Source organism: Patescibacteria group bacterium, assembly GCA_041650995.1.
Lineage (GTDB): Bacteria > Patescibacteriota > Patescibacteriia > XYB2-FULL-38-15 > XYB2-FULL-38-15 > JAHIRI01.
In genome coordinates, this window is the sequence record JBAZJZ010000002.1 from 91,797 (window position 1) to 109,539 (window position 17,743).

16 protein-coding genes and 1 tRNA gene are annotated in these 17,743 nt (G+C 43.0%); 10 read left to right on the forward strand and 7 right to left on the reverse strand.

The annotated features are described in order from the left end of the window. Positions 1–9: 9 nt before the first annotated feature. The 4 genes from WC445_03560 to WC445_03575 all read left to right on the forward strand — a co-directional run bounded on the left by WC445_03560 (position 10) and on the right by WC445_03575 (position 4,139). On the forward strand, positions 10–1,116 hold the full coding sequence (locus WC445_03560; GenBank protein ID MFA5129012.1) for a hypothetical protein: 1,107 nt from the start codon (positions 10–12) through the stop codon (positions 1,114–1,116). 547 nt (positions 1,117–1,663) lie between these two features. Then, positions 1,664–2,047, forward strand: coding sequence for a TraR/DksA C4-type zinc finger protein (locus WC445_03565; protein ID MFA5129013.1), 384 nt, complete (start codon positions 1,664–1,666; stop codon positions 2,045–2,047). A gap of 11 nt (positions 2,048–2,058) precedes the next feature. Further along, a complete protein-coding gene (locus WC445_03570; protein ID MFA5129014.1) occupies positions 2,059–2,529 on the forward strand; it encodes a signal peptidase II in 471 nt (156 codons plus the stop codon). Between the two features lie 11 nt (positions 2,530–2,540). Continuing rightward, a complete protein-coding gene (locus tag WC445_03575) occupies positions 2,541–4,139 on the forward strand; it encodes a YifB family Mg chelatase-like AAA ATPase (GenBank protein ID MFA5129015.1) in 1,599 nt (532 codons plus the stop codon). Positions 4,140–4,188: 49 nt separating this feature from the next. Here WC445_03575 and WC445_03580 read toward each other — a convergent pair whose 3' ends face one another. Continuing rightward, positions 4,189–5,577: a M23 family metallopeptidase gene (locus WC445_03580; GenBank protein ID MFA5129016.1), complete on the reverse strand. Its 1,389-nt coding sequence runs from the start codon at positions 5,575–5,577 to the stop codon at positions 4,189–4,191. A 312-nt stretch (positions 5,578–5,889) separates the two neighbouring features. Here WC445_03580 and WC445_03585 point away from each other — a divergent pair, with 312 nt between their 5' ends. Together WC445_03585 and WC445_03590 are read left to right on the forward strand one after the other, a co-directional pair. Next, on the forward strand, positions 5,890–6,537 hold the full coding sequence (locus WC445_03585; GenBank protein MFA5129017.1) for a hypothetical protein: 648 nt from the start codon (positions 5,890–5,892) through the stop codon (positions 6,535–6,537). Between the two features lie 374 nt (positions 6,538–6,911). Beyond that, the gene (locus WC445_03590) at positions 6,912–8,933 is read left to right on the forward strand and encodes a sodium-translocating pyrophosphatase (protein ID MFA5129018.1); all 2,022 of its coding nucleotides are present in this window, start codon (positions 6,912–6,914) and stop codon (positions 8,931–8,933) included. 302 nt (positions 8,934–9,235) lie between these two features. On the opposite strand, the gene WC445_03595 is transcribed toward WC445_03590, so the two are convergent. From WC445_03595 to WC445_03605, 3 genes are read right to left on the reverse strand one after another with little or no spacing between them, the layout of a single operon-like run. After that, entirely contained in the window at positions 9,236–11,221 is a 1,986-nt protein-coding gene (locus WC445_03595; GenBank protein MFA5129019.1) for a VanW family protein, read from the reverse strand. Beyond that, positions 11,202–11,441, reverse strand: coding sequence for a DUF3006 domain-containing protein (locus WC445_03600; GenBank protein MFA5129020.1), 240 nt, complete (start codon positions 11,439–11,441; stop codon positions 11,202–11,204). The genes WC445_03595 and WC445_03600 overlap by 20 nt, the downstream gene beginning before the upstream one ends. A 4-nt stretch (positions 11,442–11,445) precedes the next feature. Next, the gene (locus tag WC445_03605) at positions 11,446–11,883 is read right to left on the reverse strand and encodes an Hsp20/alpha crystallin family protein (GenBank protein ID MFA5129021.1); all 438 of its coding nucleotides are present in this window, start codon (positions 11,881–11,883) and stop codon (positions 11,446–11,448) included. Positions 11,884–11,967: 84 nt separating this feature from the next. Here WC445_03605 and WC445_03610 point away from each other — a divergent pair. Beyond that, positions 11,968–12,045: transfer RNA gene (locus WC445_03610), tRNA-Glu, on the forward strand. A gap of 60 nt (positions 12,046–12,105) precedes the next feature. Further along, on the forward strand, positions 12,106–12,717 hold the full coding sequence (locus tag WC445_03615; protein ID MFA5129022.1) for a hypothetical protein: 612 nt from the start codon (positions 12,106–12,108) through the stop codon (positions 12,715–12,717). Between the two features lie 78 nt (positions 12,718–12,795). Here WC445_03615 and WC445_03620 read toward each other — a convergent pair whose 3' ends face one another. After that, a complete protein-coding gene (locus WC445_03620) occupies positions 12,796–13,236 on the reverse strand; it encodes a hypothetical protein (GenBank protein ID MFA5129023.1) in 441 nt (146 codons plus the stop codon). Positions 13,237–13,345: 109 nt separating this feature from the next. Between WC445_03620 and tsaD the strand changes: the two genes are divergently transcribed. Then, entirely contained in the window at positions 13,346–14,374 is a 1,029-nt protein-coding gene (gene tsaD, locus WC445_03625) for a tRNA (adenosine(37)-N6)-threonylcarbamoyltransferase complex transferase subunit TsaD (protein ID MFA5129024.1), read from the forward strand. Then, positions 14,371–14,820 carry a tRNA (adenosine(37)-N6)-threonylcarbamoyltransferase complex ATPase subunit type 1 TsaE gene (gene tsaE / locus WC445_03630; GenBank protein ID MFA5129025.1) on the forward strand — a complete coding sequence of 150 codons (450 nt, stop codon included), beginning with the start codon at positions 14,371–14,373 and terminating at the stop codon, positions 14,818–14,820. The genes tsaD and tsaE overlap by 4 nt, the downstream gene beginning before the upstream one ends. A 150-nt stretch (positions 14,821–14,970) precedes the next feature. Here the strand turns inward: tsaE and WC445_03635 are convergent, their stop codons facing one another. Together WC445_03635 and WC445_03640 are read right to left on the reverse strand one after the other, a co-directional pair. After that, the gene (locus tag WC445_03635; protein MFA5129026.1) at positions 14,971–16,698 is read right to left on the reverse strand and encodes a GspE/PulE family protein; all 1,728 of its coding nucleotides are present in this window, start codon (positions 16,696–16,698) and stop codon (positions 14,971–14,973) included. Positions 16,699–16,713: 15 nt separating this feature from the next. After that, entirely contained in the window at positions 16,714–17,718 is a 1,005-nt protein-coding gene (locus WC445_03640) for a hypothetical protein (protein MFA5129027.1), read from the reverse strand. Positions 17,719–17,743 lie beyond the last annotated feature (25 nt).

Below are 17,743 nucleotides of genomic sequence, written 5' to 3' on the forward strand. Positions count from 1 at the left end.
GATAATATAATGTTTTTCGAATTCTTCAAAAATCTGAAAACAAAAACCTTGCTCATTGTGGCAGGGTTTTTGATTATCGCGGGTTTTGTTGGTTTATCGTTTTGGCTTTATTTTAACTTTTTAAAAAGTGATGAGTCGTTTTTGGAGATTGTACCAGCGGAGGCGGTCGCATATTGGCAGAGTGATTTTAACAGGGGAGAAGACGATGCTTGGCTTTGGGCAATTACGAGATCCATGCTTTCCGATGAAGCAGCGAGCCAGACGAAATTTTTAGAAGAATCGATCGGGCCAAAGGCGAGTAAGGTCGGTTTTGCAATTCTGCCCGACTTCGTGGATTTTATTTTCTTCGGCAAAATTAATGAATCAGATTTTAACGCGGTTAGAATTAAGCTGGAAGAGTTAAATTATCATTATATTTTTGAAAATGGCGGAAGAGTAATTATTTCCAATTCAAGATTTGGTCTTGAAGAAGCAATGTCAACCCTAAGCCAAGAAAAAAAATCTCTGGCTGACAACAAGATGAAATTGATTGCCTTAAACAGCGCGCGTCGGCATTCTGCGGCTCAGATTTATTTTGGGGGAAATTTTAAAGTTAATAATTTTAAGGTTTTGCCGTGGTCTTCCGACATTTGGGTAAGTAATAAATTGATAGTGACCCCTAAGCTTGGGACAGAGCCGCCACGAAATTTGGCAGATTTTAATTTTTTGGCCGTTTTGGATAATGAGTATTTGAAAAAAAATATGGAAGGGATTATAAAAGATGATTTGGCAGTACTTTTTCCGGAAATTAAGGAGAGGATTTTATCCGACGGTACAAAAGTTAAAGAATTATTGGCCAACCCCGATATTTTTTCGTTCCAGAATAAGCAAATTGGCAGTTTTTCGGCACGTTATCTTTCTGTCCCTGATTTAAGTCAGGAATTTTTAGTGGGGGTGGAACGCCAGAAAATGATTTTTAGTAATTCAGACAAAATGATGGAAGATTTTTTGACCATTTTAGGTAGTCAGCCGGATTATTATGGTAAAAATTTAATAGAGTTGATTTCAGATTGGTTAAAATGGTTAACGGCGGATTTTGGAGGAGTAATTTTAGGGGTAAATGTGGATAACTTGTGAACAAGATGGTCAATCTTCTGGGGATAAGTAAAGGTTTGTTTTGAGAAGAAAAAGTGTTTTCCTTTTAAATAAGCCAAAGTTTGAGGATTGACAAAAGTGATAATTTCGTGGTATAATATTTATAGAACATTGAAACCAGAGACATCTGGCTGAAAGTCGGCCACGTTTCTCTCTTCTCTACTCTTCGTCATAGGTTCTCAGCTGGCAGAGCCTGACTATAAAACAAAAACAAAAATTACTTTTTTGGTGAGTTCCCCTCCGGAATTTACCACAAGAATGGTAGAGGAGCTTCTCGCTTTGAAGTCAGCAAAAAGCGTTCCTTCCCCCAAGACCGGAATCTCTTTTGCCGCCATCGGCGGATAAAGGGTGTGTCAAGGGGGCACAAGGGCGCAACGGCCAATTATTAATTATATTATTAAGGGCGCAGTTGCGCCCTTTTAAAGTTAAATTTGCTTGGAGAGGTAAACCTTGAAAAAAATATTATTTCATATATACTTAATCAAAAGGAGATATTATTTAAAAATCAGTATCAATAATCTCTAAATTTATGGCAGTAAAAAACAACCTTGATAAAGATTTTTTAAAGAAAATTGAAGAGCAACTTTTGACGGAAAAAATTCGTCTGGAAAAGGAGCTATCTCAGTTTACCAAAAAAAATCCACACAATACATCCGACTATGATGCCAATTTTCCAACGATTGGCGACGCGGAAGATGAAAACGCCGCCGAAGTTGCCGTTTACAGCGATAACTTAACTTTGGAAAGAACACTGGAGTCGGCTTTGCGTGATGTAAATGGCGCCTTAAAGCGCATTGAAGATGGAACTTACGGAATTTGCCGTTATTGTGGCAAAGCAATAGATCCAAAACGTTTGGAAGCCCGTCCGGCATCTTCTGCCTGCATGGAATGTAAATCAAAATTTAGTAAATAAGTTTTTTCAGAATGTCATATTTTCGCAAAACAATGCTTATCAATTTTTTGATAAGTATTTTGTTTTTGGTTGATAGACTGACAAAGTGGCTGGCCTTTAAAATTTCCGAAGGAGGGATTTTTTTGTGGTCAAAAAAATTCGTCGGCTTACATCTTTATAAAAATTTTAATTTGATTTTTAATATTACTCTGCCAGAGTGGGCGATGTATGGCCTGATCAGTATAATTTTAGCGGTACTTATTTTTCTTTTGGTTAAAAACTATATTTTGAAAAATATTTTTTTAATTTTTTCCTTAAGTCTAATTATTGCCGGCGCAATGAGTAATTTGTTTGATCGCTTGTATTTTGGTTTTGTGGTGGATTTTATAAATTTTTTTGATTACTCATTTTTTAATTTATCAGATGTTTATATTATTAGCGGTGTTGGTCTAATTTTTATTTCAGAGTTTATCTTAAAAAGAGAAAAGGCGTTTAATGGTTGAAAAATTTATTTATGTCTTCAAAAATTTTTTCCGCGGCGATAGTCGGACTGGACGCAGAGCTTGTGGAGGTTGAAGCCGATATTTCTCCGGGGCTCAGCCATTTTACGATTGTGGGTTTGCCAGATGCGGCGGTTCAGGAATCGCGCGAACGAGTGCGCGCTGCCATTAAAAATAGCGAATTGCCCTTTCCTCGGACGCGAGTCACGGTAAATCTCGCCCCAGCCGATTTAAAAAAAGAAGGGCCAGCTTATGATTTACCCGTTGCTATCGCCGTTCTTTTAGCTTCAAAATTTTTAGTATTACCGAAAAAAGAAGAAGATAAAATAAAAAATTTGGAAATTTTTCCGGAAAGAAAGATTTCAACGAACCTTTTTTGTCCTGACGCTCTTTTTGTCGGCGAGCTGGCGCTTGATGGAATTTTGCGGCCGGTGAATGGAATTTTAGCCATTGCTTCCGCTGCCAGGGCTCGCGGGATAAAAATTTTATATGTCCCCGAAGCCAACGCCCGGGAAGCAAGTTTGATTGAAAATTTAGAAATTATTCCAGTAAAAAATATTTTTCAGTTGGTCGGCCACTTAGCGGGAAAAAATTTAATTACGCCGTTTTCCCGCGAAGAATCTTTTGATTTTAAAGATGCTACTATAAGCGATGAAGAAAATTTTGACATGGCTTATGTCCGCGGGCAAGAATATGCGAAACGCGCTTTAGAAATTGTTGCCGCCGGCGGCCACAACCTCCTAATGTCAGGTCCCCCGGGATCAGGAAAAACTTTACTTTCAAAAACATTGCCATCAATTTTGCCCGCGCTTACTATGGATGAAGCGCTTGAAGTTACAAGAATTTATTCCGTGGCCGGAGTTTTGCCACCGGATTTGCCGCTTATAACTCGCCGGCCGTTTCGAAGCCCGCACCATACAGCCTCTAATGTATCGCTCGTAGGCGGCGGGGCTTGGCCGCGGCCAGGAGAAGTAAGTTTATCTCATCGGGGTGTTTTATTTTTGGATGAACTTCCTGAATTTAACCGCGCTGTTCTTGAAAGCTTGCGCCAGCCACTTGAAGACGGCGTTGTCACGATTTCCCGCGCCGCGGGAAGCTTACAATTTCCCGCAAAATTTATTTTGGTTGCCGCGCGAAATCCTTGCCCCTGCGGTTACAATACCGATCCAGAGAAATTATGCGTTTGTTCACCGTCGACAATTTTACGTTATCAGAAAAAAATTTCCGGGCCACTGTTAGACAGAATTGATTTGCATATTGAAGTGCCTCGGGTAAAGTTTGAAAAATTGGCTGAAGAAAGAGTAGCGGAAAGTTCTGCGGAGATTAAAAAACGCGCGGAACGGGCGCGGGATTTGCAGCGGAAAAGATACAAGGGTTGTAAAATTTTGACGAATGCGGAATTATCCTCGAAGTTAATAAAAGATTTTTGCCAAATTGATGAACCAAGCCAGGAGTTTTTAAAAAATGCCGTGACACAGATGCGTTTGTCCGCTCGCGCCTATTATCGTTTGTTAAAAATTTCTCGGACGATCGCCGACTTGTCCGGCGAAGAAAAAATTTTGCTGCCACACGTGGCTGAAGCATTGCAATATCGCGCTAAATCGGCGGAATAAATATTAGATAAATAAAAAACATCGGCGGGAATGCCGATGGTTTTATTTATTATTTTATATAGTTCAAAGGATTATAAATTTTACCATTGATTCTGACTTCGAAATGGAGATGAGGGCCAGTGGAGCGGCCGGTTGAGCCTTCCAAACCAATCTCTTGGCCTCTTTTAACGGTTTCGCCATTCTTAACATAGATTGTAGTCATGTGTCCATACAAGGTTACAACACCATCTCCGTGATCAATCATAACATTATGCCCATAGCCGGTATTTATGTATTGGACGCGAGAAACCACGCCATCGTCGGCGGCGAGAATTGGAGTGCCAGCCGGACAAGCAATATCCACACCAGTATGTCTCCATCCAAAATACTGAGAGATACGGCTACAGCCGATCGGCCAGAGCATTTTTCCGCTTGTTGGGACTGGTGTAGTTTGAGAAGGAATAGTTACGGTATTTCTGCTGGCTACAGTAGTACGCGGAGCTGGCGCCGGTGCCGGAGTCGGAACTTTCCCATCTGGCACCATGATGTATTCTCCAATTTTAATATCACTTGTGTCTGGTAGGGCGTTTGATTCTAATATTTTTTCTGCGTCAGCGCTGTAGTATTTGGCAATTTTATCCACTGTATCGCCACTTTTTACTTTATGTAATACGCCACTCGTCGGCAAAATAACAAGCTTATCGCCCGGGCGAATTGTGCTTCTTTCAGTGAGGCTATTTGCCCAAAGAATAGTATTTACGCTGATGCTAAACTTTTCGGCGATGCTGCCGATGGTGTCGCCGCCCAAAACCTGATAGTCAATAATTTTTGTCCGGCTGCCGGAATCGGCGATTGAAGAAATGTTGGGATTTAAAAGCGCGCTATCATTTTCTCTGGCAATGATTGGTAAATCGCCGGAAAAATCTTCGCTGTTTAAAGTTGCAGTAGGGAGGGAAATGCTGACATCTTCAAGATAACTTGTTGTTTTAATGCCGCCCACGTCAGCTGTTTCTTGGACAAAATCATTAAATTCAGAATCCCCGCTGTAGGATAAGGTATAGAGAATACTTTTTTTACCGATTTGTTCAACATTTTCAAGCGAGGCCGCTTTGGCGCTTAAGCTCGATACCGCAGAAAGAAGCGCAATCAGGGCGATGACCGTATGGGTGACGTAACGGCGGGTAAGGGGATAAATAATTTTTACCTTGATTGGCGCATAAATTTTATCCCACCCGCGGATTTTTATAAAAAAAGCAATTTTATAGATTTTTACCGCAAATGAAAAAAGGACAGTTTTGCTAAACCATGAGATTGGTTTTATGACTGTCCAGGTTAAGATGAGAACAATGAGATTTTTAAGATGTACTAATCCGTTCAACAGGCCAACCAAGAGCTTGATGCCGGCTTTTTTCAGCAAGAATAAAGCATTTTGTGCCATATGTAATTCAATTGTAATCATACCAGAAAGGGGAGGAACTGTCAATCCCTTGGCCAGAGGTGGTTGACAAATAGGTTAAAGCGTGTTATTATAAATCGTTAGTAAAAAAAGTTATTCCTTGCCTTATTTTGGCACTATTATTCTTCGAGCGGAGCGAAGCGGAGTCGAGAAGCGGTTCTCGACTCGGACTAAAATCCTCGCTCGAACAGTAAAGAATCAAAACAAGGCTGGGAATTCCCCGGCTGGTCTTGCCTTCCGGCGAATCGGACTTGGTGCGGGCAATGGTGTCCGTGCTTTGTTCGAACTACCGGCGGGTGAGGGAGGAAAGAGACGATGGCGAAGGTGACGTTGGCTCAACTGCACGAACTGGGAGAGCAGATCAAGCGCGGCCAGATTCCGGTATGGAAGGCGCGGGCCGTTTTCGGACTTTCCGAGAAGGAAACGGAAACGCCGCTTGACATGTACTTGGCTCTGACCAAGGCCGCCAAGGCCGAGCTCATGACGGCCGAGCAGCTGCAGGCGCTTCTCGAAGGGAAGGACGAGACCCTCGGGATCTTCAAGGTAACGGTGGACTACGGCCTCACCCTCGAGCAGATGATCGCCGCCGGTCGCTACAATAATTCCGGCGACGACATCAACGAGCTGACCTTCCCGGTTTCGGGCGAGGGCAAAGTAGAGCGCGAGCTCGTCCTCGTCCCCTTGCGCAATGTGGTCTCTACGGACGACGCTCTTGTTGAACTCGACCGCCGCGGCCTCCGTCCCGCGAAGATTGAGGAACTTCTGGCTTTCAGCGCTAGTCTCTCCTGGCCCTGGACGTGGTTCTCCATCGTGGCCCTCGGCCCCTCGTTCGTGGGTTGGACGGATCGTCGCTGTTTCGTCTGCCATGACAGGTGTGGCGAGGAGCTTACTCTCAGAGTGCGCAGCGACGCGAACGATTGGTGTGGCTGGACGTTCCTCGCCGTCCGCAAGGACGCCGCGTAGTTTGTTCTTCATCCTGACCCTTTCGGCCTCGGCCGAGAAAGTTGGGTGGAACGGACTGCTGGACTCCTACAAGGTGTAACAACTTTGTGGGGGTCTTTTTTATATAAAAATTTCCCCCTCCTCTTTGAGGAGGGGTCAGGGGTGGTGAAATTTTGTCGGAACCACCCCAGCCCCTCCTTGGAAAGGAAGGGAATAAAAGGAGACACGGGATCTCTTTACAATTTAATGATTTTAATGTAAATTTAACAAATAATAATTAACTTGTGAGCAGTTATTGCCTGAGCTTGTCGAAGGCATAACTGGGTAAAACTAAAATTTTAACCCTTCGATTTCGCTCGGGGAATAAAATTTTAGTTTCTCATGAAAATCAAACTATGTTGTATTTTCTGCTTTTCTCTTTGGGCGCGGCAATTTTGGCCATCGTTTTTGGGTTTCTGCTCATGCGATGGATTTTAAAACTTCCGGCCGGAGACGAAAAAATGCAATCAATTGCCAAGGCCATTCAAGAGGGGGCCAAGGCGTATTTGAACCGGCAGTACAAAACCGTGGCGGTTGTCGCGGTCGTCTTATTTATTCTGCTCCTCTTCTTGGGAATTTACGCTTCGCTCGGGTTTTTGGTTGGCGCGGCAGCTTCGGCTTTAGCCGGCTATATTGGCATGTACATTTCCGTGCGGGCCAATGTCCGGACAACCGAAGCGGCAAAGAGCGGTTTGAAAAATGCCTTGAATGTCGCTTTCCGCGGAGGCACAGTGACGGGTTTAATGGTTGTTGGTTTAGCACTTTTATCCGTGACCGGATTTTTTATGCTTTTGGTTTTTGTTTTTAAACAAGATCCAGTTTCCGCGACTAAAGCTTTGGTTGGTTTAGGTTTTGGTGGTTCGTTGATTTCTGTCTTCGCTCGTTTGGGCGGAGGAATTTATACCAAGGGCGCTGATGTCGGCGCGGACCTTGTTGGAAAAGTTGAGGCCGGGATTCCGGAAGATGATCCAAGAAATCCGGCGGTAATTGCCGACAATGTCGGTGACAATGTTGGCGATTGCGCGGGCATGGCGGCAGACTTGTTTGAGACTTATGCGGTTTCGGCGATCGCCGCGATGTTACTCGGCGTGCTTCTTTTGCCGAATTTTTCTAACGCTTTGATTTATCCGTTGCTCCTCGGTGGAGTTTCTATTATTTGTTCAATTATCGGAACATTTTTTGTCCGTCTCGGAAAAAAACAGGGGATAATGGCCGCGCTTTACAAAGGATTAGTGGCGAGCGCGGTGCTCGCGGCCGCGGCGTTTTATCCGATTACCACCTGGCTCATGAAAGGCAACGGATCTTTTGAAGTTTGGAAATTATATGTTGTGGCGCTCGTCGGAATTGTCATAACTTTTGGCATGATGGCGATTACCGAATATTACACTTCAAAAAAATATCGGCCGGTGCGGGAAATCGCCAAGGCCTCAACTACCGGACATGGGACAAACATTATCACCGGTCTAGCGATGTCTATGGAATCAACGGCTATGCCAGTGCTTTTGATTGTCGCGGGAATTTTGGTTTCTTTCTGGCTTGCGGGAATTTACGGCGTGGCGATTGCGGTTATGACAATGTTATCTATGACCGGAATTATTGTGGCGATTGACGCGTTTGGTCCAATTACAGATAATGCTGGCGGCATTGCGGAAATGGCTGGACTTCCAAAAGAAGTTCGCGACGTGACTGATCCACTAGACGCGGTCGGCAACACAACCAAGGCCGTGACAAAAGCTTACGCTATTGCCTCGGCCGGACTCGCGGCGCTTGTGCTTTTTGCATCTTATGTCCATGAAATCACGGCGCTTGGATTTAAGGATAATATTTTTGATTTATCAGATCCAAAAATCATTGCAGGTTTGTTTATTGGCGGCTTGCTCCCATATTTATTTGGTTCAATGGCCATGCGCGCTGTTGGCAAAGCCGGTGGAAAAGTGGTTGACGAGGTTCGCCGACAATGGAAAGAAATCCCCGGTTTGATGGAAGGCACAGCCAAGGCTGATTACGCGGCTTGTGTGGACATTGTTACCAAGTCCGCGATCCGCCAGATGATTGTCCCTGCGCTCTTGCCGGTTGTCGCGCCGATTGCGGTGGGACTGCTTCTTGGACCAAAAGCGCTTGGCGGATTATTGGTGGGCAGCATTGTTACAGGTTTGTTTGTTGGAATTTCTATGACTTCAGGTGGCGCGGCTTGGGATAATTCAAAGAAGTTTATTGAAGAAGGAAATTATGGTGGTAAAGGATCTTTTGCCCATCAGGCGGCGGTGACAGGCGATACTGTTGGTGATCCCTACAAAGATACGGCCGGTCCGGCGATTAACCCGATGATTAAAGTTTTGAACATTGTTGCTCTTTTAATTATTGGATTGTTAATTTAAGAGCTAGAAACAAAGGCTCCGCTCGCCATTTAGGCGAGCGGAGTTTTCTTTGGTTAATGTTTATTTTTCTCAAAATCTCCGCACTTTTTTGCGGGCGGTTTTTATTTAGAAAAAATATGCAATAATTTTATTTATCCCCTTGACAAGATTTTTGTATATGTTATGATAACTTGTTCGGAATAAAAACCACCGGAAACCTGCAGACACGACAAGCACGGGGGTTAATTCTGCGTTCGCTTGGCTCTGGCTCAGCAAAGCGCGGAAATAACTCTCTTGTCTGCAGATTCCCAGTGGTTTTTTGTTTAAAAAGTAAGAGGATTCAAGGCGGGATCAGGGATTCCGTCTGGGCTAGTTGGGACTGTTGTTGGTATTTCCGGGATGGCATTTGGAGTTGGGGCTTTTCCCACAAGGCATACCGCGCTCCAAGGAACGTAATGGCTTGTCCATGTTTCAGTTTTTATTTCGCCATCTTTAAAAGTAATAGTGCGGTCGAATTCCGCGTCCGCTCCAGTATGCGCCCGCTCAGTGCATTTTTTTACCCCTGGAGCAAGGTCTGTAGTTTCAACTATTTTAGTAGGACCAGGGCTTACGAAGTTATAGATTTTGGGTTTTGTTATTTCCACTTTTCGGCCGTCAGGCGTCCCCCAAAGTTCAAAAGTCAAATCGTTGCCATCGATTTTTGTTTGGAGCAGAAGATAGGCGGGTGTATCATTAATAAATTTTAAATCAGGGCTTGGGCTGTAAATTGTTGCATCCATTCCCGCCGGTTCATAATAGGTAACGCGGTAAGAATGCGGACGGCGTTCGGTGATAGGTACGCCAGCGTCAAGCGCTACGCGAAAAGCGGTTGTTCCAATCTGGCAAAGACCACCACCGTATTCAGGAATAGTTTTATTTCCCTTAATAACAAGTTCAGGAAGATAGCCGGTCGAGCCATCAATGCTTCCCAAAGCTTTGTTTAAAGAAAACTCTTCGCCCGGGGCGATTAAAACACCGTTTAGTTTTGCCGCGCCAATTTTAATATTGTGGCGGCGATTTACCGGACTACCTGAGAAATCAGACGTGCCTGTTCCAACTAATTCTTGAATCCCCAAATTGTTAATAGTGCCGATCGGAATTTGCGGCGCAGTAATTGTTACAATCATTTGAATAATTTCTTTTTTATCCGGTGCGGGATTTTTTGAACAAGCAGTCGGGATTTTAGTTTCATCAAAATTTATTAAGTAATTATTTATAAGATTGTAACTGGCCTCAATATTTAATTTTTTTCCGCCTTGATGGAGTTGGAATTCTTTAACCACGCCGTTTTCTATGGTAAATTTTGCATTCTGCGGGGCAGTATCAATTTCTTCCGCTATTTTTTTTAAATACTCTTCCATTTTTTCTCTATTCAGTCCGGCCGTTACATTATTTTGAATGATTTGAAATTCAAGATAATCTCTGATTTCATCTTGTTTGATAATCCAGGTTTTTTCCGTTTCGCCTAAGGCCAAAAAACAAAGCATCGCCAATTTTTTGGCTCGTTCAGCAGCAGACGCGGTTTCGCTTTTTTTAATTTTCGCTTTTTCCGCGGTTAGTCTCAGGGTTGTTGAAGTATCATTAAGTTGGGAAACTTTAGAGAAGGCAGCGTTGATGGCTGGCAGATAATCAAAAGTCCAGCCATCTTCTTCGTCACTGACTTCAACTCGTATTTCATTGCCGTTTGGGACAAATTGTATTTTTGCGTCTTTTGGTTGTTTTTCTAAATAACCAAAACTTTCCCGCAGAACTTCTACAATTTCTTTTTCATCAGCTTGGTATTTTAGAGGAATTTTTTGGCCAAGCAATAAAATTTTAAATTGGCTTCCTAAGTTCTTCCAAAAATTTCCGCCACGGCCGAGGTCAAAAGCCTCATCAATAGTTTCATTATTTTTTAAAGAAAAAATTGTTCGGGAAAGATCGGGGTCGTTAGCTGCCGTTACGATGGGAACGAGAGAGGCTTTTTTATTTTGATAAATAAAAATAACCCCTTCTTCATTAAATTTTTTTGTCGCCTCCGCAAGAACGATTTTTGCTTCATCCTTGGTTTTTCCCCCTAAATTTACATTGCCAACCATTATGCCAGGGTAAATTTTGTTAGAAAAAATTTTTTCGTAAGCAAACACGGTTCCGGTTGGTAAAACAATTACCAACAAAAAAATGGCGATAAAAATTTTAAGCCATTTTTTAACGACAAATTTTTTCGGAGATTCTTCGGCCGGTTTTGACGAAACGATATCTAGTGAAAGTTTAGTTTTCTTTTTGTCCATCTTTTTTATTTTGCAAAATTTCATTCAAGAGAGTTTTTGCCAACTTAGTTCTTTCTTCTTCATCAGATTGGTTTGTGGAAATTGAGAGGCGGAGGGCCGCTCCTTCTTTCGCGTCTTCTGGTAAATCAAGTTTTGGCCAAAGAAGTTCCTGGCCGTCTTCAGTTTTTATTACAGCTGAATCTCCTTCAAACCTGTCAATCGCCGCTTTTATAAATTTCATAAAATTAAAACTCCTCTTTAACTTTAATTTGAGCATCGGAAACTGCTTTGGGTAAAACGATCGTCAAAAGGCCATTTTTCAAAGTCGCTTTTATTTTGTCCGCCTTAACATCTTCGGGTAAAACAATGGTTCTGGAAAATCCTCCCCAGTAGCATTCGCGATACAAATAATCGGAAGGGTTAATACTGGCTTCGGCCTCCCGTTTTCCGCGAATAGTTAAAAGGTCATTGTCAACCATAATGTTCAGATCATCCGGCTTGACGCCGGCCACGGTTGAACGAACAACAATTTCTTTATCATTATGATAAACATCAACCGAAAGCTGGCCTTCATAGTCTTTTGAGAGCCAAGTATGATGTTCCTCGCCCGATTCTTTCTGAACGGGGAAAAAATTTTCCTCTTCGGGTTTTTGGTTTTTTAGTGGAAAGAGGTCTTTGAGCATAAGCTTAAAATAAGTTATCTTATTATATAAGATTTTGAAATAGTTGTCAAAATTTTTATTCTTTGTTATTATGGTAAATAACTTGGCCCTATCGTCTAGTCTGGTCTAGGACACCACGCTTTCAATGTGGTAACCCGGGTTCGAATCCCGGTGGGGCTACCATGACAACATCACGTAGAACCCGTTTGGCGGGTTTATTTTTTTAGAGTAAAATACCAATATATGAAGTATAAACGTATTTGCATAGCAATATCTATCCTCGCAATAAGCTTAGCGGGATTTTTTATTATAATTTACAAAAACAAAGAAGTTGAACTACCAAAAACAAACTTTGACACAGAAGCTCAACTTCAAAATACAAATATTAAGTTTAAGTATCCGAAAGATGGATTCTATAATCTAGGAATTGATATAACTAATATAGCGACCAGTGAAAATTTAATAGCCGGGGTACACATCGAGTCCACCGCAGAATTTGATAGGAACGCCCAGAGCGCTTATATGGTGGCAGAGATTAAATTATTAAAGAATGATAAAAAATTTGAAGACATAGAAGAACTTGTCTCATTTTATAAAACAGATTCCGGTCTCTCGGAGTTTGAGAAAGAATATGCTAAAGAAAATGGACATGTTGTAGATATCAATGGTAACAAATATTTTATATATAAAGTTACGGAAGATGCTGCCGTATGGCACGCGTTAACTATTATAAGGGAAGGTATTATTGAAATTAGTTTAGCCTACACAAATAGTTTTACTCCTTACTCTGAAGCGATATATAAAAATAATAACGGACTCTTTTTAGAAATATTGGAAAATATTAATTTTAGATAATAAAAAAAGACCTCGGCCGCGCGTTTGGATGACGCAGGGTCGAGGGTGTTGGGCTCCCAAGCTAGTGGACGGCGAAAGCTACCGGCTGGTACCGTCGGGATTCAGGGTGCGAACTTTCACTTCCGGCGGGGCGATGATCGTGATGACCTTCTTCTCGACAGGTCGTTCTTCGTCGCCGTTCTCGGGTTTCGGAAATTGGCCGTTGACAGAGAGGCGGACGAAGCGTTCGAGCTTCTGGTCTTTGCCGTGGTCGAGTCGGAAATGCAGGGCACTGATGAGGAACTTCTGTATGGCCCGGAGAGTCATCTTTCCTCGTCCGGCCAGGATACGACCGAGCTGGTCGTCGGCATCGATGTTCAGCGTCAGCATCTGATCATCCTCAATTACATTGAGGCGATAGTCGTAGTCTACGCCCTCCTCGACTTCGTCTTGGTCCAAGAGATCGTAGACCTTCAGAATTTGACGAACGACGGTGATGGCCAGATCCTTGAGACTGGGGGCTTGTACGGGTTCGGTCATGAGCTTTTCCTCCTTGGCGCTTTTGCGTTAGCGTCGGTGGTTGGGAGCCAACTAATAAATTTAATATAGAACTTGCTTTTTGTCAAGATTTTCCGTTAAATAGAAGTATATGAAGATATTAGGAATAGAAACATCATGTGACGAGACAAGCGCGGCGGTCGTGGAAAGCGACGGCCGAAATTTTGAAGTTAAAAGTAATGTTGTTTCTTCGCAGATAAAAATTCACGCCAAATACGGCGGAGTGGTGCCAGAGGTGGCGGCGAGAATCCATGTGGAAGCGATTTTGCCGGTGGTGAAAGAGGCGTTGGGCCCGGATGGGGCGGGAAAAATTGACGCGATTGCCGTGGCGGCTGGTCCGGGATTGATTACGTCGCTTTTGGTGGGAAATGAAACAGCAAAAATTTTATCCTGGTTTTGGGAAAAACCGCTTGTGGCTCTAAATCACGTGGAAGCACATATTTACGCGAACTGGCTTACCAATAAAAAAATAAAATTTCCGGCGTTATGTCTTGTGGTGAGTGGGGGACACACAGAATTGATTTTGATGCGTGGACACGGAAAATACGTTATGATTGGTGAGACGCGTGATGACGCGGCAGGAGAATGTTTTGATAAGACGGCAAAAATTTTGGGGTTGGGGTATCCGGGTGGACCGGCGATTGCCGCAGAGGCGAAAAAGTTAAAAGTTAAAAGTGAAAAGTTAAAAGTGAAATTTCCCAGGCCGATGATAGACACAAAAGATTTTGATTTTTCTTTTTCCGGCTTGAAAACGGCCGTGCTTTATGCTGCGCGAGATTTTAAAAATAAAGATGAGCTGGAGGGAATTGTTCCGGCGATGGCGCATGAAGTTCAGGAAGCGATTGTTGATGTACTTGTGGCAAAACTAATTCGGGCGGCAAAAAAATATGAAGTAAAAACAGTAATGCTCGCTGGGGGCGTTTCGGCGAATAAGAGATTGCGTGAGCGATTTGTGTCCGAGATAGAAAAAGAAATGCCGAGCGTAGATTGGAATATTCCAGACTTTGAATATTGTACTGACAACGCGGCTATGGTCGCGGCAGCCGGGTATTTTCATGCCGCGAAAAAAGATTTTACGCCGTGGCAGAAATTAAAAGTTGATCCAAATTGGGAATTATGAAAAAAGTTTTTAAAAATGAAAAAGAAACCTTGGCCTTCGCGGAACGGTTTGCCCAAAAATTGCGCGGAGGAGAAGTGGTTGCGTTAATTGGTGAGCTTGGCGCAGGGAAAACTGTTTTTGCGAAAGGCATGGCGAGTGGGCTCGGAATAAAAGAGCGAGTGCAGAGTCCGACGTTTTTGTTGATGAAGATTTATAATGTTCGCCCTTCGACAGGCTTAGGGCATAAAATTAAACACTTGTGTCATGTGGACGCGTATCGGTTGAGTGACGCCGTTGAATTAGTGGACATTGGAATTTTAGATTGGCTCGGCCGGGCGGATACCGTGGCCGTGATTGAGTGGGCGGACAAAGTTGCGGCGTTGATCCGTGGGAGAAAAGTGATAAAAATAAAAATGAAGTTGGGAGGGGGGGAGGAGAAGAGAAAAGTTGAAGTAATTAGTAATTAGTGATTAGTGATTGAGAACCTCTCGCGGGTTTTTTATTTTAAAAAATTATCGTTGGGGCGAAGTCCTGAATTTCTCGGCACACTTTGCTTGCTCGAAGAATATAAAAAGAACAGCCATCTTGGCTGTCTTTGTTGTTTTATGACGTTTTATTTACTCCGCTGCTTCGAAAATTTCGGAAACGGAGGTGACTCCGGCTAGGGCTTTTAATAAACCATCTTGAACCATGGTCACCATGCCGGCTTTGGTCGCGATATCTTGCATTTGGTATTCGGAAATTTCTCCGGATAAAATTATTTTTTCAATTTCCGCGCTCATAATCATAATTTCGTAAATTCCGATGCGGCCTTTGTAGCCGAGGTTATTGCATTCCGGACAGCCGACGCCGCGCGAGAATTTTAAATTTTCCAAATCAACTTTATATTTTTCCTTAACTTCCGTTGGCAGGGCTTCAAGAATTTTTTTTACGCGCCCCAAAGTTTCCGCGTCTAATTTATCTTCCACTTTGCAATTTTCGCAAATCTTTCTAACCAAGCGCTGGCCAATCACGGCGTTTAGAGCCGGGGCAAGCAAAAATGGTTTAACGCCCATGGACATAAATCTTGGAATCGCCCCTGAGGCGCTATTTGTATGAATGGTGGAAATTACCAAGTGCCCGGTGAGCGCCGCCTGAATAGCAATGTCCGCAGTTTCAATATCACGGATTTCACCGACCATGACTACGTCCGGGTCTTGGCGCAAAATTGATTTTAAACCTTTGGCAAAAGTATAGTCGCGGGAATAATCAACTTGGCTTTGATTAATGCCGGCCAATTTATATTCTACTGGATCTTCCAAGGTAATAATTTTTACGCCCGGCTCGTTTAGTTTATTTAAAATAGCGTAAAGAGTAGTGGTTTTACCAGAGCCAGTCGGACCGGTTGTGATAATCATGCCATTCGGCCGTTCGGTCTGGGCTTTAAGTTGTGAAAAGGCCGGTTCCCAAAGGCCAAGGCCGTCAAAACCAAGTCCGGCAGCGGAGGGCATTAGCAAGCGCATGACAACTGATTCGCCGTAGGATGTCGGGAGGCAGGAAACGCGGACATCAATTTTTCCGTCTTTAACAAAAATCGTGAAGCGGCCGTCTTGGGGAATGTCCGTGACATTAATCTTTAATCCGGAAAGAAGTTTGATGCGAGAAATGACTTTTGACCACTGCTCTTTGGGCAGGGCGGCGGCATCTGCCAAAACGCCGTCAACGCGAAAACGAATTTTTATATCTTTTTCTTCAGCTTCAATATGGATATCAGAAGAACGAGCCGTGATTGAAGCGGCAATGACCATGGTGACAATGTCTGTTATATTGGCTTTCTGGATTTTTTCGTGAAGGTCTTTGAAATTTTTTATTTCCGCGGAAAATTTTTGTAAATCCGCTTCGGAAATTTCCACTCCGCTCACAATTTTTTTAATTGTGGGCAAAGCCGTGTAAAGTTTAAAAGCTAAATTAAAACTATGTTTCGAAATCAGATAGATTTCGCCGTGACTATGGAATTTATCTTCAAGCGAAAGTAAAATTTCTTTAATTTGTTCTTGGTTCGGATCAACTGCGCCGATTCGGATTTCCGTGCCCGTATTTAAAAAACAAATAATTTTTAGTTTTTCCGCTATTTCCTTAGGGACAGAAGTAAGGGTTTCCGGACTAATAGGAAAACCCTTCAAATTGATGTAGGGAAAATTTAATTCAGCCGCCTTGGCTTGGGCGATTTTTTCTTTTTCTTTCAGAGCGATTTCGGTCATTTTCTCTTCAAATTTTTCCTGTGTTTCTTCCGAAGCAGCCTGGGGCGCGGGGGAACCGGCGCCAGAGTATTGCTTTAGAAGGTCATCAATTGATGGGTTTGCCATGGTAAAATTATATTTTTATTTTCTGATGCCTACAAATCTTAGTAATTTGCTCCAGATTTTTTTCTTGTTTATTTCCATAAAAAGCAATGTCCAGGATGAAAACTGGAAAGTAGAAAGAATGGCTCCGGCAAAGAACAAGGCGACGAACCAACCCAAGGTGGCAAGAAAACCAATCAACCAAAAGCCGATTGAGAGTTCCAAATAAGAAAAAGCAAAAAGCAACAGAGCGACAGGAATCATGTATAGGAGAGTGAAGAGTATTAAACCGATTCCCGCGGCGATCGTGATTAAGAAAAGTAAAATAGCCATTTCAATGGAGATTAGCCAGTTCCTTACAAACATTTTCCAACTTAATCTGATTGATTCAACAAACGGTTTATTTTCCATAATTACAAAGCAGGTCGCGTAAACAGCCATAAAAGAGATGAAGAGCGCCAGAGAGGTGAAAACAACAAAAGCTAAAATATAAAGAAATAAGTTTAATCCAACATTTCCGCCCTGGCCGGTAAGGAATAACATGGCAGGAATAGTGATCAGAACAAGCAGGCCAAAGGTGATGGCCTTGGAGAGAAGGTTAAGACCAAGAACGGGCCAGAAATATTTTTTTCCTTCTGCCCAACCTTCGCGTAAACCGGTTTTTTTGCGGCTCGCGATTTTTCTCACCGAAGAGATGAGCGCGCCGCGCGAAGTTACGATAACCCAGATTAAAAACGCCAAAGCAGCCAAGATTACAAAGAAGAGAACCCAGAGCAAACTCACGAAAAGAGGCGAACGGACATAAATGTCTTCAAGGCGGGGGAAGGATAAAAATTCGGTGAGCCAAAGCCATTTTGACGTCATGAGAGTTGCTTCGCCTTCTGAGACAATACGCCCGAAACCCTTGATTAAAATTTCGTAAATTCCACCGTTCCCGGCTAATGCCGCAAAAAGTCCGAAAATCCACAGGAACCGATTTTGTTTTGTAATTTCCCAGGCCTTTTTGAAGATAGGCCGGTAAACTTGCGTTGGTTTTTTAAACATATTTCCCCCTTGAACACAATTGTCT